Consider the following 25,106-nt stretch of genomic DNA (forward strand, 5'->3'; position numbering starts at 1 on the left):
GCCGATGAAGCCGATCCGTCTGGTTGCGGGCTTTCTGACCGTTGGCCTCTGGACGATGCTCAGCCGTGTTCTGGGTTTTGTCCGCGATATCCTGATCGCTGGAACACTTGGCGCGGGCCCGGTGGCTGACGCGTTTTTCGTCGCGTTTGCGCTGCCCAACATGTTCCGCCGGTTCTTTGCCGAAGGCGCGTTCAACATGGCGTTTGTGCCCATGTTTTCCAAACGGGTAGAAGCGGGCGAGGATGCAGAAGGGTTCGCCCGTGATGCCCTGTCGGGACTGGCGACGGTTCTTGTGGTCTTCACGCTTGTGGCGCTTGCCGCGATGCCGTGGCTGGTGCTGGCAATGGCGTCGGGCTTCCGGGGGGACGTGCGTTTCGATCTGGCGGTGGATTTCGGCCGGATCGTTTTCGTCTACATTCTTTTCATCTCTCTCGCGGCCCTGCTGTCCGGAGTGTTGAACGCGACGGGCCGGTTCGCCGCCGCCGCGGCAGCACCTGTCCTGCTGAATATCATTCTGATCGTGCTGCTGTTCACCGCTGAGAGCGGTGTTCTGGCCGAAACGATTGTCATCGGCACCGCGGCCGCCGCTGGGATAGAGGGGTTGCATCACGGCACGATGCTGGCGATTGGCGTGGTTCTCGCCGGACTGGCGCAGCTTTGGTTGCTCTGGCGCGCGGCCGCGACAGCCGGATTTGACCTGCGCCCGCGCTGGCCCAGCATGACCCCGGAACTCAAACGTCTGGCAATCGTCGCCGCTCCGGCCGCGCTGGCGGGCGGGGTCATCCAGATCAACCTGCTGGTCGGACGGCAGGTTGCGTCATTCTTCGAGGGCGCCATCGCGTGGCTCAACTTCGCCGACCGGCTCTACCAATTGCCCCTCGGTGTGGTGGGCATCGCGATTGGCGTGGTGTTGCTGCCGGACCTGTCGCGCCGGCTTGGCGCGGGAGATGACGCAGGGGGCAAGAACGCGTTCAACCGCGCTGCCGAAATCTGCCTGGCCCTGACCATTCCGGCTGCGGTCGCCTTGTGCGTGATTGCCACGCCGCTGGTATCGGTCCTGTTCGAGCGGGGGCGGTTCACCGCCGAGGACACAGCGGCAACGGCACTGGCGGTCGCGGTCTACGGCCTCGGCCTGCCGGCCTTTGTTCTGCAAAAGGTCTATCAACCGCTGTTTTTCGCCCGTGAGGACACACGCACGCCGCTGCGATATGCGTTCTGGGCGATGCTGGTCAACGCCGTGGTTGCCATCGGCCTTGCCCCGCTGATCGGCTACATCGCCGCGGCCATTGGCACGACCATGGCCGGCTGGGCGATGGTCTGGCTTCTGGCGCGCGGGGCAAAAGGCCTCGGGGATGCGGCGCAGTTCGACGACCGGTTCGCGCGTCGGATCTGGCGCATCGTTCTGGCCGCCCTCGGGATGGGGGTTGTGATCTGGGGCCTGTCCGTTGCGATGGAAGATGCGCTGACAACGGCAGGGCTTCGCTACGCGGCCCTGACGCTGGTTGTGGCCGCCGGGATCGGCAGCTACTTCGCGCTCGGCCAGGTCCTGGGCGCATTCCGAATTTCGGAGTTTCGCGCCGCCCTGAAACGCCGCTAGCGCTGGCGCAGTTTGGCCATCAGCCGGGCCCAGCCACCGGGGCTGACCACGAAAGACATCAAGAACCCTGCGACGAACCCCGACAGGTCGGCGATCCAGTCCATGCCAGTGTCGAAGAAAACCGCAAAAAACAATTGAATGCCCAAGAGCACCCCGATCAGGCCAAAGGCGCGCGCCTGCGGACCGCCCGTGTTGATCAACGCGACCCAGAGCAGGAACGTGTACGCGCCGATCAACCCGTAGACCCCCGGATACCCGCCCACCAGTGGCAGGTCCGTCTGCAACACCAGCCCGTACACGAGCGCCCCCATCACGGACGACACCCAGAAGACGGACAGGAACGCGAGACCGCCAAACACCTCCGACACCATCTTGCCGATGGCCAGCACGAAAATCGCAACGAACACCGCATGGGTAAAATTCATGTGGATCAGCGGATAGGTCACAAAACGGGCAAGCTGCTCCGGCGGGAACCGCCCGTTGGCAAGCATCCAGTCAAAAACCCGGTCAATGAAAGCCCAGTCCTCGATCGCAGCCAATCGCCAACCCACCGCGTCCGGACCACCGATGATCCCGCGCGCACCAAGGTTGAACAGAACCTCTATCCCGAGGATGACCACAACCAGAGCCACGACGGACCGCGGCAACGGGTTGAACGGACTTTCGGGGGTTGGGGTCATCGCAGGCCCTTCAGTTGACGCCAAGACGCCCCACGGTTAAGCGAAGCGCGCAATAACGTCCACACCGGAGCCCGCCTGCATGACCGACGCCGCAACCGCCAACGCCGCCTTTACCCCGCGGGTTTTTTCCGGAATCCAGCCCTCCGGTGGGCTCACGCTCGGTAACTACCTCGGCGCGATGAAACGCTTTGTCGAGATGCAGGAAACCGGTATCGAAACGCTTTATTGCATGGTGGACCTGCACGCGATCACAGTCTGGCAGGACCCGGCGGCCCTGACCCGCAACACCCGCGAACTGGCGGCAGGCTTCATTGCTGCTGGGCTCGATCCGGCCAAATCCATGCTTTTCAACCAAAGCCAGGTGCCTGAGCACGCGCAGCTGGGCTGGATTTTCAACTGCGTGGCGCGCATGGGGTGGATGGGCCGCATGACCCAGTGGAAGGACAAGGCGGGCAAGCATTCGGAAAACGCCTCGCTCGGCCTGTTCGGCTACCCCGCGCTGATGGCGGCGGACATTCTCGTCTATCACACCACGCAGGTTCCGGTGGGCGAGGACCAGAAGCAGCACCTGGAGTTGACGCGCGATATCGCGGCGAAGTTCAACCACGATTACGGTGTTGAGTTCTTTCCCATCACTGAACCGGTGATCGAAGGTGCTGCAACGCGCGTGATGAGCTTGCGCGACGGGTCGAAAAAGATGTCGAAATCAGACCCGTCCGACATGAGCCGCATCAACATGACCGATGATGCAGACGCCATCGCCAAGAAGATCCGCAAGGCCCGCACTGACCCCGATCCCTTGCCGGAGGCGCTCAAGGACCTCGACGACCGTCCGGAGGCGCGCAATCTGGTCAATATCTACGCCGCGCTGGCAGAGATCACACCGCAGGCAGTTCTGGACGAACATGGCGGTGCGCAATTCGGGGCGTTCAAGCCTGCGCTCGCCGAACTTGCGGTCGATAAACTCGGCCCGATCTCGGCAGAGATGTCGCGCCTGATGGACGATCCGGCAGAAATCGACCGCATGCTGGCCGACGGCGCGGCGCGCGCGCGGACGATTGCTGCCCCGATTCTCAAGAAAACCTACGAAATCGTTGGAATGGTCGGCGCCTGATACCGATTTTTCGGTCTTCAGCGACCAGATGCGGACCCCCTTGTTTCCGCTAACAATTTTCGACGTGCTGCCTAATTTTTACAACCTGTGACATAAAACCTTTGCAGAAAATGCATAGCTTCCATGCACACGAGGCTTGGCAAGCGGGCGTGCATCGCCTATGTGTCGGCCTCCCACTCTAAGGAGGTGTTTATGGCGTACCTGAACGCGGTTCCGCAATCCGTGCGGAAAGAGAATACCTCGACGGCAGGCCCCGAGAAATTGCCAGCCGGCGATACGACAAAAAAACAAGAGGCATCCGTGTCGATGTCCTACCAACTGGGCTTCGCCCCGGCTGCCTAGCAGAACAGTGGGCGAGGCGCGAAACCGCCTCGCCACCCCGCTCTTCCCCGACATCGCCCATCCGCTTGTCCGCATGCACCGTGGTTGCCTGTGCAGCGTGGTTGCGCCATCATCGCGGGCGGAGGAATGGATATGCGCAAATTTCTTGTCATTCTGGATGACAGCCGAGAGTGCCTGAACGCGATGCGGTTCGCGGCCATGCGCGCGGCCAAGACCGGCGGCAGCGTCCAGATCCTTTCGGTGATCCCTCCGGATGAGTTTCAGCACTGGATCGGTGTTGGCGAGGTCATGCGCGAGGAATCCCGCGAGCGGATCGAAGCCCATTTCGAGGTGTTCGCCAAGTGGATGCGCGACAAGCAAGGCGTCGATCCCGAACTGGTTATCCGGGAGGGTGAACCGGTCGATGAGGTGCTCGGACAGATCAAGGACGACCCCGAGATCGGAATCCTCGTTCTTGGCGCCGGGTCCGGACGCAAGGGGCCCGGTCCGCTTGTTACCGCGATGACGAAACTTGCAGGCGCGTCCCCGATCCCGTTCACCATCGTTCCCGGCGAGCTGAGCAAGGATCAGTTGGAAAGTGTCTGCTGAGCGAACTTAGAACCATTCCAATTCTTGACCTTTGCGGTCGGAAACCGCATATACAGGGTCACGCCAATGGAGCTGACTCATGTTTATCCAGACCGAATCCACGCCCAACCCGGCCACGTTGAAATTCCTGCCCGGACAAGCAGTTCTTGAGACCGGCACAGCCGATTTCCCGACGCCCGAGGCGTCTTCCAGTTCGCCCTTGGCGCAACGCCTTTTTGCTGTTTCCGGTGTGAAGGCCGTGTTCTTCGGGAATGATTTCGTCACCGTGACCAAGTCTGACGAAGTGGCGTGGGACCATATCAAACCCGCACTTCTGGGGGCGATCATGGAGCATTTCCAGTCTGGCGACGCCGTCATGACCGGAGAGGCAGAGGCGCCCGCAGGTCACGCTGCTCATGAGGGGCCGGACGGCGAGATCGTGAACCAGATCAAGGAGTTGCTCGACACGCGTGTACGCCCGGCAGTGGCGCAGGACGGTGGTGACATCACGTTTCACGGGTTCGAACGCGGTGTCGTCTACCTCCACATGCAGGGCGCTTGCGCGGGATGCCCCTCCTCGACCCTGACGCTGAAGATGGGGATCGAGAACCTTCTGCGCCACTACATCCCCGAAGTGCTTGAGGTGCGCCCGGTTGCCGCCTGACCCGACCATTCTGGCGTTTGATACATCGGCCGCGCACTGCGCGGCCGCTTTGTTATGTGATGATGCAATCATCGCTGAAGAAATACGCCCGATGCAGCGCGGACAGGCCGAAGCGCTGATACCTCTCCTGGAGGAGATGCTGGCAAGCACCGGCAAAGCATGGGCCGATCTGGACGCGATCGCTGTCGGAGTCGGCCCGGGCAATTTTACCGGCATTCGCATCTCCGTCGCAGCCGCGAGGGGGCTTGCCATGGGTCTGGGCATTCCCGCCATAGGGGTATCAATGTTCGAGGTTATGGCCCATGGGAACATGGCCGACAGCCTGCTGGTATCCCTGCCCGCCCCACGGGAACAGGCCTACGTCCAACCGTTCCGTCGCGGACGGCCTAACGGGACCGCGCAGCTGATTGATCCAACTGGCCCGCCCGGCGACCTGCAGATGTCTTTTGGCGTGGTCGTTCAGGGCTTTGCAGCGAACCAGGTTGGCAGCGCCTTTGAATGCAGCACCATCCAGGCGGAGATCGAGGACCTGCCCCGTCGCCTCGTCCGCATCGCGGAACGGCGGCTCTGTGTGGACCGCGAAACACCACAGAGCCCAAAGCCGCTTTACGTGCGCCCCGCCGATGCGGCGCCCGGAAAGCCTGCGCCGGTGCTCTTGCAAGGATGACACCTGCGGACCTCGCGGCGCTGCACCGCGCGTGTTTCATCACCCCGCGTCCCTGGACGGAGCCCGAGTTTGCGGACCTTCTGGCCAACACGGGCGCGTTCCTTGAAACGTCGAAAACCGGCTTTGCCTTGGGCCGGGTCGCAGGTCCGGAAGTCGAGTTGCTGACCCTGGCCGTGGCACCGACCGCGCGCCGCATGGGCACCGGACGTGCGCTGATGACCGCGTTTGAGCATACAGCCCTGAAAAAGGGGGCACAGGAGGCATTCCTCGAAGTGGCTGCCGACAATGCACCGGCGCTGGAGCTCTATCGCCGCGCGGGATACCAGCAAGCCGGGGAACGCAGCGGCTACTACCAGCATTCGGACGGCGAACGGGTCTCTGCCCTGATCCTGCGCAAACGCCTTGCGCATGGATGACTTCGGGTCATCGCTGGTGTTCGCCCGCAAAACACAAGGCCCCTGCGCAAATCCCACTTGACCCTGACCGGGCCTGCCGCCTTACTCGCTGCAGTGCAAAATTGCTCGACACCCACAAGCAGCCCCCCGAGAGGCTGCACGGGCCAACCAACTGGGAGTATCTAGGATGTCCATGATGAAAACCTTGGCGGGCGCCGTTGCCGCGACAGTGTTGTCGGCCGGCGCCGTCCTTGCGGAACCTGCCGTTATCTTCGACCTCGGCGGGAAGTTCGACAAATCGTTCAACGAAGCGGCATTCCGCGGCGCCGAGCGTTGGGCCGAAGAAACCGGCGGCAAGTACCTCGAGATCGAGTTGAGCTCGGAAGCGCAGCGCGAACAGGCCCTGCGCCGGTTTGCCGAACGCGGGGCCAACCCGATCATCACGACCGGTTTCGCGATGGCCGACCCCGTCACACAGGTTTCGCCAGATTACCCCGATATCACCTTCGTGAATATTGACGGGTTCTTTCCGAACCTCGATGAACTTCCCAACGTGCTCGCCATCAGTTTCGCGGAACACGAAGGCTCCTACCTCGTTGGCATGATGGCCGCCAAGAAATCCCAGACCGGCACGATCGGATTTGTCGGCGGTATGGACGTCCCGCTGATCCGTCACTTCGCTTGCGGGTATGCGCAAGGCGCCAAGGCCGTGAACCCTGATATCAACATCATCCCGAACATGACCGGCACAACGCCGGCGGCATGGAACGACCCGGTGCGCGGCGGCGAACTGGCCCGCGCGCAGGTGAGCCAGGGCGCGGACGTGATCTATGCTGCGGCAGGTGGCACCGGCGTCGGCGTGCTGCAAGCCGCAGCGGACGAGGGCATTCTGTCCATCGGCGTGGACAGCAACCAGAACCACCTGCACCCAGGCTCTGTCCTGACCTCGATGCTCAAGCGGGTGGACGTGGCCGTCTACAACGCCCTGATCGCGGGCGACGCGATTGAGACCGGCCAGCTTGCCCTGTCCCTTGCGGACGAAGGCGTGGGCTACGCTGTAGATGAGAACAACGAAAGCCTGCTGACCGAAGACATGATCGGCGCGGTGGAAAAGGCCAAAGCAGCCATCGTTGCCGGTGATCTGGAAGTTACCAGCTACTACGCCAATGACAGCTGCCCTGTCCTGACCTTCTGATCTGCGGATCAGCACCAAGAACACACCGCGCGGACCTGTTCGCGCGGTGATCCGGTTGAAGCGGGGGCTTCCATGGCAGACAGCGCTGCGCCAGCGATTGAGCTGAAGGGCATATCCAAAGCCTTCGGGCCCGTGCAGGCCAACAAGGACATCTCGATCCGCGTGATGCCGGGCACGATCCACGGTATTATCGGCGAGAACGGCGCCGGAAAGTCCACGCTGATGTCGATCCTGTTCGGCTTTTACAAGGCCGACGCAGGGGAGATCTGGATCCACGGAAAACAAACCGAAATCCCAGACAGTCAGGCCGCGATCCGCGCCGGCATCGGCATGGTGTTCCAGCATTTCAAACTGGTGGAAAACTTCACGGTTCTCGAGAACATCATCCTCGGGGCCGAAGATGGCGCGTTTTTGCGTCCGTCGCTCGCCAAGGCCAGGAAACTCCTGCAAGAACTGTCCGATGAATACGGGCTCAACGTCGATCCGGATGCCAAGATCGAAGACCTGAGCGTTGGCTACCAGCAGCGCGTGGAAATCCTCAAGGCGCTCTACCGCAAGGCCGACATCCTGATCCTGGATGAGCCCACGGGCGTGCTGACCCCGACGGAGGCGGACCACCTGTTCCGTATCCTCGAAGGGCTCAAGGCCGAGGGTAAAACCATCATCCTGATCACCCACAAGCTGCGGGAGATCATGGACACGACCGACACGGTCAGCGTCATGCGGCGCGGGCAGATGACGGCAACGGTCAAGACATCGGAAACCAGCCCTGAACAGCTGGCCGAGCTGATGGTAGGCCGCAAGGTTCTGCTCCGGGTGGACAAGGCCCCTGCAAAACCAGGCGAAGTCATCTGCAACGTCGAAAAGCTAAAGGTCGTCGACGGTCTCGGGGTGGAACGTGTCAAATCCATCGCATTCCAGATCCGCGCCGGAGAGGTACTGGGCATCGCAGGGGTGGCGGGCAACGGCCAGTCCGAATTGCTGGAAGTGCTAGGCGGCATGCGGGAGGCCACGGGCCGGATCGAGATCAACGGTCAGGAGATTGATCTGACCGGACGCGCATCCGACGGTCGTACGCGGCGCAAGACGGGCGTGTCCCATGTCCCCGAAGACCGCCAGCGCGAAGGCCTGATCATGGATTATCACGCGTGGGAAAACGTTGCGTTCGGGTATCATGACGACCCGGCCTACAAGCGGGGTCTCTTGATGAACAATGCGGCCCTGCGCGCGGATACGAATGCCAAGATCGAGAAGTTCGATATCCGACCGCCGGACTGCTGGCAGGCGGCCAAGAACTTTTCAGGCGGCAACCAGCAAAAGATCGTCGTCGCCCGCGAGATCGAACGGAACCCGGATCTCTTGCTGGTCGGACAGCCGACACGCGGCGTCGATATCGGCGCGATCGAATTCATCCATCAGCAGATCATCGCCCTGCGGGATGCTGGAAAAGCCGTACTGCTTGTTTCGGTGGAACTCGACGAGATCATGGCGCTTAGCGACCGGATCGCGGTCATGTTCGACGGCCGTATCATGGGTGAACGCCTGCCTGCGGAAACCAACGAGGCAGAGCTTGGCCTGCTCATGGCCGGGATTGCCGAAACCGCCAGCACCGCCTCGCAGTTGCAGGAGGCCCTGTGATGGACACGATGCCCAAATGGGTCGATGCGCTTCTCGTCCCGCTGATCTCGGTTCTGATTGCGTTCCTCATCTCGGGCCTTGTGATCATCGCCATCGGCGAAGACCCGGTCGAAGCGGTCAAGCTTATGGTGACAGGCGCACTCGGGTCGACCTATGGCTGGGGCTATACCCTTTACTATGCGACCAACTTCATCTTCACCGGTCTGGCGGTCGCGATCGCGTTTCATGCGCGGCTGTTCAATATCGGGGGCGAAGGGCAAGCGACCCTGGGCGGGCTGGGCGTTGCCCTTGCCTGCCTTTTCATTCCGTGGCCGCACTGGTCGCTTGCGCTGGTCGGCGCAATGGTGGCCGGGGCGCTGTTCGGTGCGGCTTGGGCGGCCATTCCCGCCTATCTACAGGCCAAGCGCGGAAGCCATATCGTGATCACGACGATCATGTTCAACTTCATAGGGGCCGCAGTGCTCAACTATGTGCTGGTGAACCAATTGCGCCCTGCGGGCTCGATGGACCCGGCCTCTGCCCGCTTTCCCGAGACCACAAACCTGCCCACCCTGCACGAAATCCTGGCCCCACTTGGCATAGAGTTTTCACGCGCTGCCCCCGCGAATGTCACGCTTCTGGTCGCATTACTCGCCTGCTTTCTGCTCTGGTTGCTGATCTGGCGCACCAAGCTCGGGTACGAGATCCGCGCCTTTGGACATTCCGAAACAGCCGCGATCTATGCCGGGATTTCACCTATCCGCATCACCATGATCGCCATGCTCATTTCGGGCGCGCTGGCCGGATTGATGGCCATCAACAATGTCATGGGGGAGGCCGAGCGCCTGGTTCTGAATTCCGTCGAAGGGGCCGGCTTCATCGGCATCGCGGTTGCCCTGATGGGCCGCTCGCACCCGGTCGGCGTCTTGCTCGCAGCGATCCTGTTCGGGTTTCTCTACCAAGGTGGCGCGGAACTGGCGCTCTGGACGGACATTCCGCGCGAATTGATCACCGTCATCCAGGCCCTGGTGATCCTGTTCACCGGAGCGCTTGACAACATGGTGCGCAGCCCGATCGAGAAGGTTTTTCTCGCCCGCCGCCGCGCGCGCCAGCAATCCGCGCAAGGCGCGGAGCCTGCGGAATAGGAGGGGAGAGCACCGATGGATTTTCTGACCCTCCTGCAAGTCCTCGACAGTACGATCCGGTTGGCGACCCCGCTCCTTCTGGCTTGCCTTGCCGGGCTTTTTTCCGAACGCGCGGGCGTGTTTGATATCGGGCTGGAGGGCAAGATGCTGGCCGCGGCGTTCTTTTCTGCCGCCGTCGCCTTTGTCACCGGATCGGTCTGGCTTGGCCTCATTGCCGGGGTCGCGGCCTCGATGCTTTTCTCCGCGCTGCATGGCCTCGCCTCCATCACTTTCCGGGGCAACCAGTTGATCTCGGGGGTCGCATTGAACTTCCTTGCAGCAGGACTCACGGTCCTGATCGCGCAGACGTGGTTCAATCAGGGCGGCCGGACCCCATCACTGATCGGCGACGCCAGGTTCGAACCGATTACCCTGCCGTTCGCGGACGCATTGCAAAACGTCCCCATACTTGGTCCGATCTATTTCGAACTGATCTCGGGCCACTCGATCCTTGTCTACATCGCAGCCCTCGCAGTGCCCGCAACATGGTATGTCCTGTTCCGCACGCGGTTCGGCTTGCGCCTGCGGGCCGTGGGCGAGAACCCGGCGGCGGTCGATACCGCGGGCGTATCCGTCGTGGGGCTGCGCTACGCGGCGGTGATGATCTGCGGTCTTCTTTGCGGGCTTGCCGGTGCCTATCTGGCCACCGGACTGGCAGCCGGCTTCGTCAAGGACATGACCGCAGGGCGCGGCTATATTGCGCTGGCCGCGCTGATCTTTGCAAAATGGCGTCCATGGTATGCCCTGATCGCCTGCCTTCTCTTCGGGTTTCTCGAGGCGATCGCCAACCGCTTCCAGAACATCGAGGTCATGGATTTCGTGATCCCCGTCCAGTTCATGCAGGCCCTGCCCTACATCCTCACTGTCGTCATTCTTGCCGGATTTGTCGGCAAGGCGATCCCCCCGCGCGCCGGGGGGGAACCCTATGTCAAAGAGCGCTGATACGTTACAGGGCGGCAACTGCGCCCATTGCGCGCCCCGACCGGCGGCTTAGACTGACGCCATGCTCATCTACCTCCCCATTGCCGAGGTTTCGGTCAACGCGTTCCTGCTGCTGGGGCTTGGTGGGGTCGTTGGCGTGCTGTCGGGAATGTTTGGCGTGGGTGGCGGTTTTCTCATGACACCGCTGCTGTTCTTCATCGGAATTCCACCTGCGGTGGCCGTCGCGACCGAAGCGAACCAGATTGTCGCCTCGTCCTTCTCCGGGGTGCTCGCACATCTCAGGCGCCGCACGGTGGACCTCCGCATGGGCTGCGTGCTTCTGGCTGGCGGCTTGGTCGGCGCTGGATTGGGCGTTTTGGTCTTCAACTACCTCAAATCGCTCGGGCAGGTCGATCTGCTGGTCAAACTTTGTTACGTCGTGTTCCTCGGCGTGATCGGCGCACTGATGTTCGTGGAAAGCCTGCGCGCCCTGCGACGGTCGCGAAAGACCGGCGCGCCCCCGGCAAAAAGACGCCAGCGCACCTGGGTGCACACCCTGCCCTTCAAGATGAAGTTTCGCACCTCGGGCCTCTACATCTCGGTGATCCCACCGCTGATCGTTGGGCTCATCGTCGGCATTCTGGCCGCCATCATGGGGGTTGGGGGTGGCTTCATCATGGTGCCTGCCATGATCTATATCCTCGGCATGCCGACCAAGGTGGTTGTTGGTACATCGCTGTTCCAGATCATTTTCGTAACCGCCTTCACGACGCTTCTGCACGCGACAACGAACTTCACCGTCGACATGGTGCTTGCGGTTTTGCTGCTGGTCGGCGGCGTGATCGGGGCGCAAATCGGCACGGTGATCGGAACGCGGCTCAAGGCCGAGCAGTTGCGCATCCTGCTGGCGATCATGGTCCTCGCGGTTTGCGGCAAGCTGGCGCTGGACCTGCTTCTGGAACCGTCGGAGCTCTACTCCCTCGGCGCGGGGGGGCACTGATGATCCGGCTCCTGTGCATCTTGCTGGCCCTCGCACTGCCCGCCCGGGCGGAGGAGGTCGTTGCCGAACTGTCGCAAACCAACGTCTCCATCACTACCAATTTCGCCGGCTCCGAGATCCTCGTCTTCGGCGCGGTCAAGCGCACGGCGCCCGCCCCCGATGACAGCGACCTTCATGTGATCATCACGATCGCCGGGCCGTCCGAGCCAATCACGATCCGCCGCAAATCCCGCGTCGCCGGGATATGGATCAACACGGCCGCCGCAGAAATCGACGCCGCCCCCAGTTTCTATGCGGTCGCCAGCACCGCGCCGTTGGCGGATGTTCTCAGCGAGACCAGCGACCTGCGGCACAGGATTTCGGCCACTCGACTCATCCGCGCAATCGACGTGGGTGAGGCGGTGACCGAGCTCGACAATTTCACCGATGCCTTGCTGCGCATCCGCGCCGGGGACGGGCTCTATCAGTTGATCGAAGGCGGTGTACGCCTGACCGACGCCACCCTGTTCTCGACGGAGATTTCGCTGCCTGCCAACCTGACTGAGGGCGACTACGCAACGCGGGTCTTTCTCACGCGGGAGGGCATGGTGGTCGACAGCTTCGAGACCGTGATCGATGTGCGAAAGGTCGGGCTGGAACGGTTCCTGTATAACCTCGCCCACGATCAGCCCCTGATTTACGGCCTCCTGTCTCTCGCCATCGCGATCGCTGCGGGTTGGGGTGCTGCAGCGTTCTTCCGCTACGTCCGCGGCTGAGCATCTTTTGTGTCGCAATACCTCGGGGGTTCCGGGGGCAGCGCCCCCGACCGCACGAAGTGCCAGATACTGCGCGGACCGTCAGGTCCGCTCCGCTGGCTTACCCACGCCCGATATGGGGCATCTTCGTCGCCATCACCATCATGCTCTGTACGTTGGCCTCCGCAGGAAGCCGCGCCATCGACAGGACAGCCTCCGCGACATCCTCGACCGCCATGCTCGGCAAAGGGGCCAATCCTTGCGCTGCGCGGGTTTTCTCCAGACCCAGAACCAGGTCCGTGCGCGCATTTCCGATGTCGATCTGGCCGCACGCGATATCAAATGCGCGCCCGTCCAGGCTCAGGGTCTTGGTCAAACCGGAAACGCCATGCTTGGCGGTCGTATAGCAGGTCGACCCCTCGCGCGGCGAATGCGCAGAAATAGACCCGTTGTTGATGATCCGGCCGCCCATGGGGTCCTGACGGCGCATGATCCGAAAGGCCGCGCGGGCGCACAGGAACATGCCGGTCAGGTTCACATCGATCACCTGTTTCCAACCCTCCAGCGGGATCTCGTCGATCGGACCTTGTGGCCCGAACATACCCGCGTTGTTGAACAGGACATCCAAGCGCGCGCCCTCGGCAAACATGTCGAACGCCGCATCGACTGCTGCAGCGTCCGTCACGTCCGCCGGCAGGATTACCGCCTGCGCATGGCCTTCGGCGACCTCGTGCAGTGCCGCTGCGCGACGTGCAAGCAACCCTACGCGCCACCCCTCCTGCAGGAACCGACGCGCTACCGCGGCCCCGATCCCACTGGATGCTCCCGTCACCAGAATGGACTTCATCCCTCGCCCTCCTCTTGCCGAACCAATTCCAACGGCGCGGGCGCAACGCTCAGATCATCCGTTCCCAGCGGCACGTCGGGGCGCGCCAACCGGTTGCGCGTGACCCAGATCAGCCGCTCGGACGCCCGCGTGATCGCCACATACGCCAACCGCTTCCACAGCGGCTGCCCGGCCTCTGAACGGCCAGCCCAGGCCGCCGCAGACAGGTCCGGCGCAAACACCTGCACGGTGTCCCATTGCGATCCCTGTGCCTTGTGGATCGTTACCGCCGCACCATGCAGGAACGTCGCTCCCATTCGTGCAGCAAAGGGAATGAAGGGTTCCTCCTCGTCGGGCAGCTCGATCTTCACAATGGATGCGGCTGACACTTCAGGGGCCTCGGCGCCGACCACATGCAACCTCGAGAATCCCGGCTTCCGCCCTGCTCCAAGATAGATGACCTGCGCCCCCTTGATCAGGCCGCGCGCCTCAAGATCGATCCGCTTCTTTCGGTGCTTGAGCGGCAGTTCGATCCCATCGCAGACGAGCGGCTCTCCGGGCAGCAAGGCGTCGAGCGGTGCACCATAGGCCGTTCTAAAAGCCGTAATGAGTTTGATCCGCGTCTTGTTGCGCCACACCAAGGCAGGCGAGCGTGCCATCAGCGCCGCCTGCATGCGCGGCAGCATCTGCACTCGGTCGTCCCTCGCGGCGGCGTCTTCCACAAGGGTTTCGAACCGCTCGAACGTGACCTCCGGCTCGAACAGCGCATGTGCAAGATCGAGGATCGGACTGTCGGCGTCCTGCCGATGAACACGGCTCAGTTCCAGTTTCGCTGGCGCCGGGAGGCCGTCAAACGCCATCTCGCCGGATTGCCCTACCGGCGCCAGTTGCGCAGGATCGCCGAACAGAACGAGGGTCGGGAAAATTTCTTTCAGATCATCAAGTTGTCGGTCATCGAGCATCGAGCTCTCATCCACGAACCCAATATCCAGCGGATCCTCCCGCCGCTTCCATCCGGTGATGAAATCGGACCCGCGCAACCCTGCCGCCGCCAGCGCCCCCGGAATGGAGTTGTGCGCCTGATAGAACACGAAAGCCCGCTCCAGCGCCTCGGTCGAGAGCCCTTCGATGTCCGGCTTGTCGCCGGTGCCGGCCAGCCAGTCCGCGATATGTTCGTATTCCGGGTCGTAGACCGGAGTATAAAGGATCCGGTGGATCGTCGTCGCAGGAACCCCACGCGTGCGCAAAACGCTGGCCGCCTTGTTCGTCGGGGCAAGGATCGCGAGCGTGCGCCGGTCCTTGCGTCGCTTGCCTTCCCAGTCGCCGGAAACAACTTCGACGCCGGCAGCTGTCAGATCCTCCGCCAACCTGGCCAGCAAAAGGGTCTTGCCCGATCCCGCACGTCCCAGCACCGCCAGAACGCTGCACGCCGCCCCTTCGCGCGGGGGCAGCAGGGCCTCGTTTTCAAGATCAACGCCCGACTGGGCAAGCAAGTCCGAAACCTGATCGTAGGCTTCGGCCTGGTCGTCAGAGAAGACGGGTGCGGGCACGGTCATGCCGCGACCCTAGCCCGCCCTCCCGTAGGCTGCCAGAGCCAAAGATCTTACGCGACGAGCGAAGGACCGAAGGCGCGTTCGTACCATTCGGTGCTGACCTCGCGGCTGATGCCGGTGCGTGCGGACAGACGGTCGCGCAGATCGTGGTCCATGGACCAGAGCCCGACGGAAATCGCGGTCCGCCCCTCGCCCTGGCTCCCCAGCACCTCGGGGATCCAGCCAAGACGCCGGTAGACGAGGATCATCCGAGCATCGAACACGCCCACCGAATGGGACAGACCGGAGGCGCAGCCAAACTCGGCCCCGGCCAGCATCAAAGCGCCCGCGACCTTGCTGTCTGCATCCGGCGACAGGCAAAACCGCGTGCATTCCCAAATGAACGGCGATTGGATTGCGACCCCATCTGTCAGGTGGAGGAAGTGATCATTGATCATGGTGGACCCGGTCGTGGGAAGAACACGCATCGACCCTGCATGGGTGCCCGCCTCTGTCTCGGCGATGATGTAGAGCGGGTTGATAGTGTCGTACTCATCCCGTTCGAAACCATCGGCATCAACGGTCACATCCCAGTTCAAACGCTCTTTGAACTGACGGGCGCGATCCCGAAACATCGTATCGCGCAGTGTCGGGAACTGGTTCAATTCGTCGGCGTAAACAAAACGGATCATGCGGCTGCCCTCCTGCTGCAAAGCGCGAGCAAGAGAAACGCGTGACCGTCGTTAAGGATTTCCTAGCGCACGCAACCATAAAAATCCCGCAAATACGGGATTTTACGGCTGCGTTAACGCTTGTTAGACCACGATCAGACCGCGGACCATGGCCCGGGCAACCGCATGCGTGGCGTTCGCGGCCCCCAGTTTGAACCGCGCGCTTTCGATGTAAACTCTGAGCGTATGCTCAGAGATTCCAAGCTTTTCCGACGCCTGGGACCGGTTCATGCCATTGGCCAACAAGGTCAAAGCATCAGACTCGCGCGGGGACAGCGGCTTGGTCGGAGGATGCAGTTGTGATTCGAGTTCCAGGGCACGTTGGTTAATGAAGTGGGCAGCAAGAATAAGTGTCTTGAGTTTCTCCTTTCGGTAATTGGCCCACCCGTCATCCGACTCGGTGCTGTTCACCGAGAAAAGCGCAAACTGCCCGTTCGGGCCGCGGATCGGCACCGAAACCCCCTGATTGCCGACACCTGTTGCCAGCGCTTCGCCCAGAAACGCCCGCTGGGACTTTCCGGACCAGTCGAGCTGTTTCCAATCTACAGGATGGAAGCGTTGATAGGTGCCCTGAACCACAGGATCGATGCGCGCATAGTCTTCCTCGATGTAGCGCCGGATCCACGGCGCGTCATAGGTCATCGCGCCGTACTTGTTCCCCGAGGCATCCAGACAGTGATAGACAAGGTGTTCTACATCCAGAAAGTCGCGCAGGCCGAACAAATGCGCCTGGACGTCGTCAAGCGATCTGGCCGCTTGCAAATCTTCTAGGAAATCTTCCAGTTCCTGATACATGGTCCCCCGTCTCGTCGGGAACGTCAGGTGCCGTCTGGGCAATCTCGGTCGCAGCGACAAGGATGGTGTCATCCAACTGCTCAGCCAAGGCACCCATGTTGTTCTGCAGCGCGAAGCTGCGGAGGTCGGCAAGTACGTCCACGATCCAGTCCTGTGCCATTCGAGTTTCCATTTCTAAAAGTTAACGAAACATTAACACAACTATAGCACGAGCGAAATCCGTGCGATATTCACGCATTTTTACTCCCCAAAAATAGCGAGTGCGCGGTCGGGCAACCTATTGATACTGTGTTGCCGCTCGAAAAAGCGGCGCATCACATACTCCCGGATCGGATGATCGGGCACTGTAGGTACGATTCGTTAATGGAAGATGAGCGCCGCAACTCGCCTATAGCGGGTGGTCGTTAATAGCCGGGCCCAAGAAAACACGAAAAAGAAGAAGCCCGCCGCCGATCCGTCAGGTCGGGGCGGGCTTGCATGTCTTGCAGGGGAACCGGCTTACGACAGCGGACCGGCTTCCAGCACATCCTCGAGGGTGCGCAACCCGGTGCGCGGTGCCTGCACCAGCACGGACATGTTGCCCGGCTTGTGCTCGTTGCGCAGCATCTTCATGTGGGCTTCAGGCAGTTCAGCCCAGGGGAAAACCTCGGACATGCAGGGGTCGAGACGACGCTCCATCATCAGTTTGTTCGCCGATGCCGCCTGCTTGAGGTGCGCGAAGTGCGACCCCTGCAAGCGCTTCTGGTGCATCCACATGTAGCGGACGTCAAAGGTGCAGTTGAACCCGGTGGTACCCGCGCAGATCACGACCATCCCGCCCTTCTTGCACACCAGTGTGGATACGGGGAAGGTTGCCTCGCCAGGGTGCTCGAAGACCATGTCGACGTTCACGCCCTTGCCGGTGATATCCCAAATCGCCTTTCCGAACTTGCGCGCCTCGGTGAACCACTCCTTGTATTCGGGGGTGTTCACGGTGGGCAGCTGTCCCCAGCATTTGTAATCGTTCCGGTTGATGACGCCCTTGGCGCCAAGACCCATCACGAAGTCGCGCTTGCTCTCATCCGAGATCACGCCGATCGCGTTGGCACCAGCGGTGTTGATCAACTGGATCGCGTAGGACCCCAGACCGCCCGACGCGCCCCAGACCAGAACGTTCTGCCCGGGCTTGAGATCGTGCGGCTCGTGGCCAAACAGCATCCGGTAGGCCGTGGCGAGCGTCAGTGTATAGCACGCGCTTTCTTCCCAGGTCAGGTGCTTGGGACGCGGCATCAACTGCTGCGACTGCACACGGGTGAACTGGCTGAACGACCCGTCGGGTGTCTCATAGCCCCAGATGCGCTGTGTCGGGGAATACATCGGGTCGCCGCCATTGCATTCTTCGTCGTCGCCGTCGTCCTGATTGCAATGCACAACCACCTCGTCGCCGATCTTCCAGCGCTTGACCTTGTCACCCACGGCCCAGACGATCCCGGCAGCGTCGGATCCAGCGATGTGATAGGGCATCTTGTGGCCATCGAACGGGCTGATCGGCTGACCCAACGCGGCCCAGACGCCGTTATAGTTCACACCGGCGGCCATCACCAGGACCAGCACCTCGTTGCTGTCCAGCGTCGGAACATCGACGACCTCTTTCAGCATTGCGGTGTCGGGCTCTCCATGACGTTCGCGACGGATTGCCCACGCGTGCATTTGCTTGGGCACATAGCCAAGCGGGGGCATCTCTCCCATGTCATAGAGGTCTTTTTCCGGTGCCTCGTAAGACACGAGGGCCTGATCGGTATCGAGCGCCATGAGGGCCTCCAGTGAGTCTGTTAACTTTCCGCAGCGCAGAATCGTTTTGCTGCGGTGCCTGCATGCGATTTAAGGGGGCGCGGGTAACATTGCAAACGAAAAAGCCCGCTTTGCGAAACTTTATGTCGCACGCTCTACAATCGCATCGAAATTACCCGCTTTGGCAAGGCATGACGTTTCCGGAAGGCTGTTGGCATAGTAACGCAGTACGTCGCGAGCCTCTGGTGCAACGTGTACGACATCCGCGCGCACCTGAACCAGTCCGCGGCGCCTCAGAACCTTGATCCCGTCCGCCGCACTGGCAGAGGCAAGCGCGCTCTTGCTCCCGCGCGCCGTGCGCGCCGTGGCAAAGGCCTCCTCCAGATCGGCCAGGGGCATTGTCCCTCCGGCGTTGAGCAGAATATCCGCCACAAGTGGTACGGGCAAAACCGGCACGATGCGCCGGACGTCCGCCATCAACGCCTCCCCCAACCCGGCCACGTCGCCCCCCGCCCGTAGGTGCGCCCGCAGGGAGACTGGTGCTCCGAACCGGACGGCCGCCTGCCCAAAGCGCTGCCTGCGTGTCAGGATTGGCCACAACTCCGGCAGAACCGCCCAGATCACCCGCGCCCATGTGCGCCGAAAGCGGCCTTGGGTCTGCATCGCGACCAGATTTCGGTCTTCGAACACGCGGTCATAATTCAAGCCGACCGGAACAAAGACCACATCTCGTTGACCATCTGCTTCGACGCCATCTACCAGATAGCTGAGCAATCCCAGCTTCGGCGGGCCGACCTTCCCATCCCGCGACAACCCGCCTTCGGGGAAGATCGCCTGGGTAACGCCGCCGTCGCGCGCCATCTGGACATACCGCGCCAGAACCCCGCGATAGAGCGGATTGAGGTTCCGCCGCCGGATGAAATACGCGCCCGTCGCCCGGATCAGCCAGCGCAGCGGACGGACTCTTGCCCACTCGCCCACCGCGTAGGACAGGGTCGTGTCCTTGGACACCAGCCACGTTACCAGCACGTAGTCCATGTTGGAGCGGTGGTTTATCACGAACACCACCGTGGCCTCCGGGTCGACGTTTTCAAGCGCGGGGTGAGAGGGCGCAATCTCCACCCGGTAAAGCGCCTGCGTGAGCCACCGCGCGGCGCGCATGGCAAACCCGTAATAGGTCGCGGTGGAAAACCCAGGCACGATCTCGCGCGCGTAGCGTCGTGCCTTTTCGAAGGCGACATCTTCGCGCACACCTTCCTTGGCAGCATGCTCCACCACCGCCTCCATCACCTGCGGGGAATAGAGCAACCGGTTTATGTTGTCGGACCGCCGCATCAGTTTGAACGGCTCGATCGGGCGCACGAGGCGCGTGTTCAATCGATCGACCGCACGCTCGAACCGTTTGCGGAAAAACCAGCGTACGGATGGAAACAGGAAATGCGAGGCAAAGGTGACCGCGGCAAAGGCAATCAGAAGCCAGAACTGCCAATAGGCGATATCCACCGTCTGTGTCATTTTCCTACTTTGCACCGCTTTTGTGGCGGAACAACGTCCCTACCGTCGCAGACAGAGCATCCGATGACGACGGTGTGCTGATGGCACTGCGGCACTTCTTCGGCTTATGCGTATTGGCCCCGATACCCTATGCTGTGACGCAGAACGCTGTTTCTCCGCAATGCAGCGAATTGACATGGACATAAAATTGCCTATCAATGCCGCGAAACGAAAGATCGTTACCGTAGGTGATTCACGAGGACCCCGATGACCGAGACGAAAAAAGATCGCCCCTGGCTCTTCCGCACCTATGCAGGCCATTCCACTGCTGAAGCCTCGAACAAGCTCTATCGCAACAACCTCGCGAAGGGTCAGACGGGCCTGTCCGTGGCCTTCGATCTGCCGACCCAAACCGGCTATGACAGCGACCATGTCCTGTCGCGCGGCGAGGTTGGCAAGGTCGGCGTGCCGGTCGCGCATCTGGGCGACATGCGCACATTGTTCCAGGACATCCCGCTGGAACAGATGAACACCTCGATGACGATCAATGCGACCGCCCCGTGGTTGCTTGCGCTTTATATCGCGGTGGCCGAAGAACAGGGCGCGGATGTCTCCAAGCTGCAAGGCACGGTCCAGAACGACATCATCAAGGAATACCTCAGCCGCGGCACGTATATCTGTCCTCCGAAACCGTCCTTGCGGATGATCACGGATGTCGCGGCCTACACGCGCGAGCATCTGCCGAAGTGGAACCCGATGAACGTGTGTTCCTACCACCTGCAAGAGGCCGGCGCGACACCGGAGCAGGAATTGGCCTTTGCGCTCGCCACGGCCACAGCTGTTCTCGATGACCTGAAAGGCAAAGTCCCCGAAGAACACTTCCCGGCCATGGTCGGGCGCATTTCGTTCTTTGTGAACGCGGGCATCCGGTTCGTGACCGAGATGTGCAAGATGCGCGCTTTCGTGGAGCTGTGGGACGAGATTTGCCGTGACCGGTATGGCGTGGAGGACCCGAAATTCCGCCGCTTCCGCTATGGAGTTCAGGTCAACTCGCTTGGTCTGACCGAACAGCAGCCGGAAAACAATGTCTACCGCATCCTGATCGAGATGCTGGCCGTGACTCTGTCGAAGAACGCCCGTGCCCGTGCGGTCCAACTGCCTGCGTGGAACGAAGCACTTGGCCTGCCCCGGCCATGGGATCAGCAATGGTCGCTGCGGATGCAGCAGATCATGGCGCTGGAAACCGATCTTCTGGAGTATGATGACCTGTTCGACGGCAACCCGGCTGTGTACCGCAAGGTCGCGGAGTTGAAAGAAGGTGCCCGGGCCGAGCTTGCGACGATTGACGGCATGGGCGGCGCCGTGGCGTCGATCGAGTACATGAAATCCCGTCTGGTGGAGGCCAATTCCGACCGCCTTGGTCGTATTGAAGTTGGTGAAACCACGGTCGTGGGTGTGAACAAGTACCAGCAGGGCGAGCCATCGCCGCTGGTCGACGAGGAAGGCGGCATCATGGTGGTCGACCCGGCGGTCGAGGCCGAACAGATCGGGCGACTGGACGCGTGGCGCGCCGCACGGGATGAAGATGCGGCGCAAAAGGCACTGTCGGACCTGCGCGAAGCTGCGATGTCCGGCGCCAACGTCATGCCCGCCTCCATCGCGGCCGCCAAAGCGGGTGTCACCACCGGCGAATGGGGACTGGAAATCCGCAAGAGCTTTGGCGAGTACCGCGCGCCCACGGGCGTGTCATCTAACCCGTCGAACCGTACCGAAGGTCTGGACGAAATCCGCGATGCGGTCAGCGCCGTATCCACCAAACTCGGGCGCAAGCTGAAATTCCTCGTCGGCAAGCCCGGTCTGGATGGTCACTCCAACGGGGCCGAACAGATCGCCGCCCGGGCCCGCGACTGCGGCATGGACATCACATACGAAGGCATTCGCCTGACGCCCGAGGAAATCGTGAAAGCCGCCCGTGAGCAGGACGTTCACGTTGTTGGCCTGTCGATCCTGTCCGGGTCCCACATCCCGCTGATCGAAGAGATGATGGGCCGCATGCGCGATGAGAACCTGATGCACATTCCGGTCGTTGTGGGCGGGATCATCCCGGACGATGATGCGGAACGGCTCCGCGCCATGGGTGTTGCGAAGGTCTATACGCCAAAGGATTTCGAGCTGAACCGGATCATGTTCGACATCGTTGGGCTGGTCGACGCCGAACCTGTCGCCGCGGAATAAGCGATGGACAGGTTCAGTGCCCGTCCTCTTCGAACACATCGATCAACGCGTCGTAGCTATAGGATTGCAGGATGACGATGTCAGTTTCCGGCAGGAACGCGGGATCCTGAGACAGGCACCCGACCCCGCAGATCTGGCTGGCGATCATATCCGTACTGTCGATGTACCAAAGCCGTCCGCCCGGAGTTGCGACATAGCCGTCCACCCCTTCGGCCTCGTCACTTTCCATATCCGACCCGCTGGGAATTTCTGACCACGCCTCCGGATCATAAGCCGCATGCGTGTGGAAAGACGCGACAGGATCGAACCGCCATGGCCAGCGCGGTTCGCAGTGATCCGCGCCGCCGCGCCGCGCACGGGTCGCAACCAGCCTTCCGCGCCGGTCGTAGCCGATATACCCGCAATACTCCCGGTTCGACCGAAAAGACTTGGGTTGCAGCTCCGCAAAGAGCGACTTGACGAACGCAATCTCTGCCGCGGCGTCCTGCGCGGATACGGGCACTGCCCCAAGGGCCAGATAAAGCAGGGTCGCAGGCGTCAGAAACCGTCGCACAATCGTTTCCTCGTTGGTACGCTCGCGGCAAGATAATGCCCCCGTTTTCCGCGAGAAAGGATAAATCCATGCACCGGAGCCCCATATTGGTAGCCTTGGTCGGCCTTCTTCATCTGACCACGGCTCATGCGCAAGACACATGGCCTGCGCCGATCACCGCCAAGCTGGACGAAGCGCGGGGCGAGTGCGCGGCCTTTGAAAACGGCGAACTCACGGTAGCATGGGACGCGGTGCGGCGTACCGATCTGACGGGCGACGGTCAGTTGGACCACGTGCTCGATCTGCAGAAACTCACCTGCTCCTCTGCGGCGAGCCTGTATTGCGGCACAGGAGGGTGCTCGGTTCTGTTCGTGGTCGGTGATACCGTGACAGAGCGCCTGTCGAAGGGATGGAGCGTCGAGAGGTTCGATTTCCTGACCGTCCTGCTGAACCAGATGCACGGGTCGGCCTGCGGCGGCACGAACCTGAACCCCTGCGTGGAAGCACTGGTCTGGGACCACGACGAAAACCGCTTCTTCTCGCTGGCAGACTGAGACCAGAACCGCGGTGTTCCCCCGCCACCGGCGCGCTATAGTCCGACAAAACGAGGGAGCCTTTGATGACAGTCCATATCGGTGCCGAGCCTGGCCAGATTGCCGAAACCGTTCTGATGCCCGGCGATCCGCTGCGTGCCAAATGGGCCGCCGAAACGTTTCTGGACGCGCCGGTCCTGGTCAACGAAGTCCGCGGGATGCTTGGGTTTACCGGTACATGGCGCGGAAACCGGGTCACGATCCACGGCTCGGGCATGGGGATGCCCAGTTTATCGATCTATGCCAATGAGCTGATCAGGGACTACGGCGCGCAAACGCTTATCCGCATCGGGTCGACCGGGGCGATGCAGGACCACGTGGCTCTGCGCGATGTGATCCTTGCGATGACAGCCTCATCGATATCCACCCCGTCACGCGGGGTGTTCCGAGAGCTGAACTATGCCCCCTGCGCCGATTACGGGTTGCTGCGCGCAGCCGAAGACGCCGCGCGCGCCAAGGCCTCCACGGTGCATGTGGGCGGCATCTATTCGTCGGATGTGTTCTATGACGAACGTCCTGATCTGAACGAACAAATGACGCGACATGGCATTCTCGCCGTGGAGATGGAGGCTGCGGAGCTCTACACGCTCGCGGCCCGCCATGGCCGTCGCGCGCTGGCGGTCCTGACGGTGTCCGACCACCTTCTGACCGGCGAGGCGTTGCCCTCAGCAGATCGGCAGTCGAGCTTCGGCGACATGGTGGAAATCGCGCTCGAAGCAGCTTTCGCATAAGGACGACTCATATGAAACGCACGCTGAACGGCCGCTCTGTCGGCGCTATCGGCCTAGGCTGCATGAGCTTTGGCGGAATCTACGGCGATACGACCGAGGCCGAAAGCCATGCCTGCCTCGACGCCGCGCTCAAGTTGGGTGTCGATCACTGGGATGTTGCCGAAATCTACGGAGAGGGCCGCTCCGAGGAGGTGATCGGCAGCTATTTGCGGGCAACCGGGGCAGAAGTCACCCTCGCCACCAAAGCCGGTATTTATACCTCGCCGACCCGACACTACAGCAACGCCGAAGGCGATCTGCGCGCTTCCCTCGAAGGTTCGTTGAAGCGGTTGGGGCGTGACAAGGTGGAGTTGTTCTACCTGCACCGCCGCGACCCCGAAACGGAAATCGAGCCGGTTATCGAGGGGCTTGCGCGGATAATGGAGGACGGGTTATGCGACGCGATCGGCCTGTCTGAAGTGACCCCTGCCACCCTGCGTCGCGCGCAGAAGGTACATCCGATTGCCGCCGTTCAGATGGAGTATTCGCTCTGGTCGCGCCCGGTGGAGCTGGGGATGGTACGAGCCTGTGCCGAGGCGGGTGCTACACTTGTCGCCTTTTCTCCGCTGGCGCGGGGGATGCTTGCGGAGCGATCTCCGGATCCGGATGCGTTCCACGCGGATGATTTCCGCAAGTCGATGCCACGCTTCATCGGGTCGGCCTTTGCCTATAACCGGGCAGCAATCGACGGGTTCCGGGCGTTTTGCGCGGATCGGGGATGGGCCGTCCCGGCGGCGGCTCTGGCTTGGCTTCTGTCCCGCGGAGATCACGTGCTGCCCATCCCCGGAACCCGGTCGGCAGCGCACTTGGCCGAGTTCGTGCAGGCGACAGACATTACCTTCACCAAAGATGATCTGCTTGAAATTGAAAGACTTCTGCCCTGCGGTTTTGCCGATGGTGACCGTTATGCGGGCGCGGGCAAGAACGGAGTGGAAAGTTACTGTTGATCGCGCAGGCATAGCCGGGGCTGCTTGCCATCGCCGGTGACAGCCTCTGCCCCGCAGGCCGCGCAGCGCCAGTCGTGCCCTGTGCGTTTGCGCCACCTGCACATGCGGGTGCGTTTGGTACGCAGCAGGTACATCGCCAGAAACACCAGAAGGATCGCAATCGGGAAAAACGCCATCGCGCCCTCTTTTGTAAAAAAGGCCCCA

The 25,106-nt window shown here is 61.9% G+C and carries 26 protein-coding genes and 1 pseudogene; 18 read left to right on the forward strand and 9 right to left on the reverse strand.

The genetic code is table 11. The features are described 5' to 3' along the window. Nucleotides 1-4 precede the first annotated feature (4 nt). Entirely contained in the window at nucleotides 5-1,597 is a 1,593-nt protein-coding gene (murJ, locus tag ACP15N_RS06195) for a murein biosynthesis integral membrane protein MurJ (RefSeq protein ID WP_425091348.1), read from the forward strand. On the opposite strand, the gene ACP15N_RS06200 is transcribed toward murJ, so the two are convergent. Then, nucleotides 1,594-2,277, reverse strand: a complete 684-nt coding sequence (locus ACP15N_RS06200; RefSeq protein WP_425091349.1) for a rhomboid family intramembrane serine protease — start codon at nucleotides 2,275-2,277, stop codon at nucleotides 1,594-1,596. The two genes, murJ and ACP15N_RS06200, sit on opposite strands and share 4 nt — an antisense overlap. A 79-nt stretch (nucleotides 2,278-2,356) precedes the next feature. On the opposite strand from ACP15N_RS06200, the gene trpS reads away from it, so the two are divergent. From trpS to ACP15N_RS06260, 12 genes are all read left to right on the forward strand, one after another. Further along, nucleotides 2,357-3,391 carry a tryptophan--tRNA ligase gene (gene trpS, locus ACP15N_RS06205; protein WP_425091350.1) on the forward strand — a complete coding sequence of 345 codons (1,035 nt, stop codon included), beginning with the start codon at nucleotides 2,357-2,359 and terminating at the stop codon, nucleotides 3,389-3,391. Nucleotides 3,392-3,583: 192 nt separating this feature from the next. After that, nucleotides 3,584-3,733, forward strand: coding sequence for a hypothetical protein (locus tag ACP15N_RS06210; protein ID WP_425091351.1), 150 nt, complete (start codon nucleotides 3,584-3,586; stop codon nucleotides 3,731-3,733). A gap of 132 nt (nucleotides 3,734-3,865) precedes the next feature. Then, the gene (locus tag ACP15N_RS06215) at nucleotides 3,866-4,321 is read left to right on the forward strand and encodes a universal stress protein (RefSeq protein WP_425091352.1); all 456 of its coding nucleotides are present in this window, start codon (nucleotides 3,866-3,868) and stop codon (nucleotides 4,319-4,321) included. A gap of 79 nt (nucleotides 4,322-4,400) precedes the next feature. Continuing rightward, complete coding sequence (locus ACP15N_RS06220; RefSeq protein WP_425091353.1) at nucleotides 4,401-4,964, forward strand: NifU family protein; 564 nt, start codon at nucleotides 4,401-4,403, stop codon at nucleotides 4,962-4,964. Then, on the forward strand, nucleotides 4,954-5,631 hold the full coding sequence (gene tsaB / locus ACP15N_RS06225; RefSeq protein ID WP_425091354.1) for a tRNA (adenosine(37)-N6)-threonylcarbamoyltransferase complex dimerization subunit type 1 TsaB: 678 nt from the start codon (nucleotides 4,954-4,956) through the stop codon (nucleotides 5,629-5,631). Before ACP15N_RS06220 ends, tsaB begins: the two co-directional genes overlap by 11 nt. After that, nucleotides 5,628-6,047 (forward strand): GNAT family N-acetyltransferase, encoded by a 420-nt coding sequence (locus ACP15N_RS06230; RefSeq protein ID WP_425091355.1) that lies wholly within the window; start codon nucleotides 5,628-5,630, stop codon nucleotides 6,045-6,047. The genes tsaB and ACP15N_RS06230 overlap by 4 nt, the downstream gene beginning before the upstream one ends. Nucleotides 6,048-6,213: 166 nt before the next feature. Continuing rightward, a complete protein-coding gene (locus ACP15N_RS06235) occupies nucleotides 6,214-7,221 on the forward strand; it encodes a BMP family lipoprotein (protein ID WP_425091356.1) in 1,008 nt (335 codons plus the stop codon). Nucleotides 7,222-7,293: 72 nt separating this feature from the next. After that, complete coding sequence (locus ACP15N_RS06240; RefSeq protein ID WP_425091357.1) at nucleotides 7,294-8,859, forward strand: ABC transporter ATP-binding protein; 1,566 nt, start codon at nucleotides 7,294-7,296, stop codon at nucleotides 8,857-8,859. After that, nucleotides 8,859-9,983: an ABC transporter permease gene (locus tag ACP15N_RS06245; RefSeq protein WP_425091358.1), complete on the forward strand. Its 1,125-nt coding sequence runs from the start codon at nucleotides 8,859-8,861 to the stop codon at nucleotides 9,981-9,983. Before ACP15N_RS06240 ends, ACP15N_RS06245 begins: the two co-directional genes overlap by 1 nt. A gap of 15 nt (nucleotides 9,984-9,998) precedes the next feature. Further along, nucleotides 9,999-10,964, forward strand: coding sequence for an ABC transporter permease (locus ACP15N_RS06250; protein ID WP_425091359.1), 966 nt, complete (start codon nucleotides 9,999-10,001; stop codon nucleotides 10,962-10,964). Nucleotides 10,965-11,025: 61 nt separating this feature from the next. Beyond that, a complete protein-coding gene (locus ACP15N_RS06255) occupies nucleotides 11,026-11,943 on the forward strand; it encodes a sulfite exporter TauE/SafE family protein (RefSeq protein WP_425091360.1) in 918 nt (305 codons plus the stop codon). Then, the gene (locus ACP15N_RS06260; RefSeq protein ID WP_425091361.1) at nucleotides 11,943-12,698 is read left to right on the forward strand and encodes a TIGR02186 family protein; all 756 of its coding nucleotides are present in this window, start codon (nucleotides 11,943-11,945) and stop codon (nucleotides 12,696-12,698) included. The genes ACP15N_RS06255 and ACP15N_RS06260 overlap by 1 nt, the downstream gene beginning before the upstream one ends. Nucleotides 12,699-12,798: 100 nt before the next feature. Here the strand turns inward: ACP15N_RS06260 and ACP15N_RS06265 are convergent, their stop codons facing one another. From ACP15N_RS06265 to ACP15N_RS06280, 4 genes are all read right to left on the reverse strand, one after another. Further along, complete coding sequence (locus ACP15N_RS06265; RefSeq protein ID WP_425091362.1) at nucleotides 12,799-13,524, reverse strand: SDR family oxidoreductase; 726 nt, start codon at nucleotides 13,522-13,524, stop codon at nucleotides 12,799-12,801. Further along, nucleotides 13,521-15,059, reverse strand: a complete 1,539-nt coding sequence (locus ACP15N_RS06270; RefSeq protein ID WP_425091363.1) for an ATP-dependent DNA helicase — start codon at nucleotides 15,057-15,059, stop codon at nucleotides 13,521-13,523. Before ACP15N_RS06270 ends, ACP15N_RS06265 begins: the two co-directional genes overlap by 4 nt. A gap of 47 nt (nucleotides 15,060-15,106) precedes the next feature. Next, on the reverse strand, nucleotides 15,107-15,727 hold the full coding sequence (locus ACP15N_RS06275; RefSeq protein ID WP_425091364.1) for an acyl-homoserine-lactone synthase: 621 nt from the start codon (nucleotides 15,725-15,727) through the stop codon (nucleotides 15,107-15,109). A 123-nt stretch (nucleotides 15,728-15,850) separates the two neighbouring features. Then, nucleotides 15,851-16,561: a helix-turn-helix transcriptional regulator gene (locus tag ACP15N_RS06280; RefSeq protein WP_425091365.1), complete on the reverse strand. Its 711-nt coding sequence runs from the start codon at nucleotides 16,559-16,561 to the stop codon at nucleotides 15,851-15,853. Here ACP15N_RS06280 and ACP15N_RS06285 point away from each other — a divergent pair. Beyond that, a complete protein-coding gene (locus ACP15N_RS06285) occupies nucleotides 16,560-16,739 on the forward strand; it encodes a hypothetical protein (protein WP_425091366.1) in 180 nt (59 codons plus the stop codon). The two genes, ACP15N_RS06280 and ACP15N_RS06285, sit on opposite strands and share 2 nt — an antisense overlap. A 320-nt stretch (nucleotides 16,740-17,059) precedes the next feature. Here ACP15N_RS06285 and ccrA read toward each other — a convergent pair whose 3' ends face one another. Both ccrA and ACP15N_RS06295 read right to left on the reverse strand, forming a co-directional pair. After that, a complete protein-coding gene (gene ccrA / locus ACP15N_RS06290; RefSeq protein ID WP_425091367.1) occupies nucleotides 17,060-18,352 on the reverse strand; it encodes a crotonyl-CoA carboxylase/reductase in 1,293 nt (430 codons plus the stop codon). A gap of 120 nt (nucleotides 18,353-18,472) precedes the next feature. Further along, entirely contained in the window at nucleotides 18,473-19,846 is a 1,374-nt protein-coding gene (locus ACP15N_RS06295) for a 1-acyl-sn-glycerol-3-phosphate acyltransferase (RefSeq protein ID WP_425091368.1), read from the reverse strand. A gap of 243 nt (nucleotides 19,847-20,089) precedes the next feature. Here ACP15N_RS06295 and ACP15N_RS06300 point away from each other — a divergent pair. Next, nucleotides 20,090-22,060 (forward strand): annotated as a pseudogene (locus ACP15N_RS06300) (methylmalonyl-CoA mutase family protein); the annotation flags it as partial. Nucleotides 22,061-22,073: 13 nt separating this feature from the next. On the opposite strand, the gene ACP15N_RS06305 reads toward ACP15N_RS06300, so the two are convergent. After that, a complete protein-coding gene (locus tag ACP15N_RS06305; protein WP_425091369.1) occupies nucleotides 22,074-22,613 on the reverse strand; it encodes a DUF4329 domain-containing protein in 540 nt (179 codons plus the stop codon). Nucleotides 22,614-22,681: 68 nt separating this feature from the next. Here ACP15N_RS06305 and ACP15N_RS06310 point away from each other — a divergent pair, with 68 nt between their 5' ends. From ACP15N_RS06310 to ACP15N_RS06320, 3 genes are all read left to right on the forward strand, one after another. Further along, on the forward strand, nucleotides 22,682-23,146 hold the full coding sequence (locus ACP15N_RS06310; protein ID WP_425091370.1) for a hypothetical protein: 465 nt from the start codon (nucleotides 22,682-22,684) through the stop codon (nucleotides 23,144-23,146). Nucleotides 23,147-23,211: 65 nt separating this feature from the next. Then, nucleotides 23,212-23,916: a purine-nucleoside phosphorylase gene (gene deoD, locus ACP15N_RS06315; RefSeq protein WP_425091371.1), complete on the forward strand. Its 705-nt coding sequence runs from the start codon at nucleotides 23,212-23,214 to the stop codon at nucleotides 23,914-23,916. A gap of 11 nt (nucleotides 23,917-23,927) precedes the next feature. After that, complete coding sequence (locus ACP15N_RS06320; protein WP_425091372.1) at nucleotides 23,928-24,902, forward strand: aldo/keto reductase; 975 nt, start codon at nucleotides 23,928-23,930, stop codon at nucleotides 24,900-24,902. On the opposite strand, the gene ACP15N_RS06325 is transcribed toward ACP15N_RS06320, so the two are convergent. After that, nucleotides 24,893-25,078, reverse strand: coding sequence for a hypothetical protein (locus ACP15N_RS06325; RefSeq protein ID WP_425091373.1), 186 nt, complete (start codon nucleotides 25,076-25,078; stop codon nucleotides 24,893-24,895). The two genes, ACP15N_RS06320 and ACP15N_RS06325, sit on opposite strands and share 10 nt — an antisense overlap. Nucleotides 25,079-25,106: the final 28 nt, after the last annotated feature.

Source organism: Tropicimonas sp. S265A, assembly GCF_049800835.1.
Lineage (GTDB): Bacteria > Pseudomonadota > Alphaproteobacteria > Rhodobacterales > Rhodobacteraceae > Dinoroseobacter.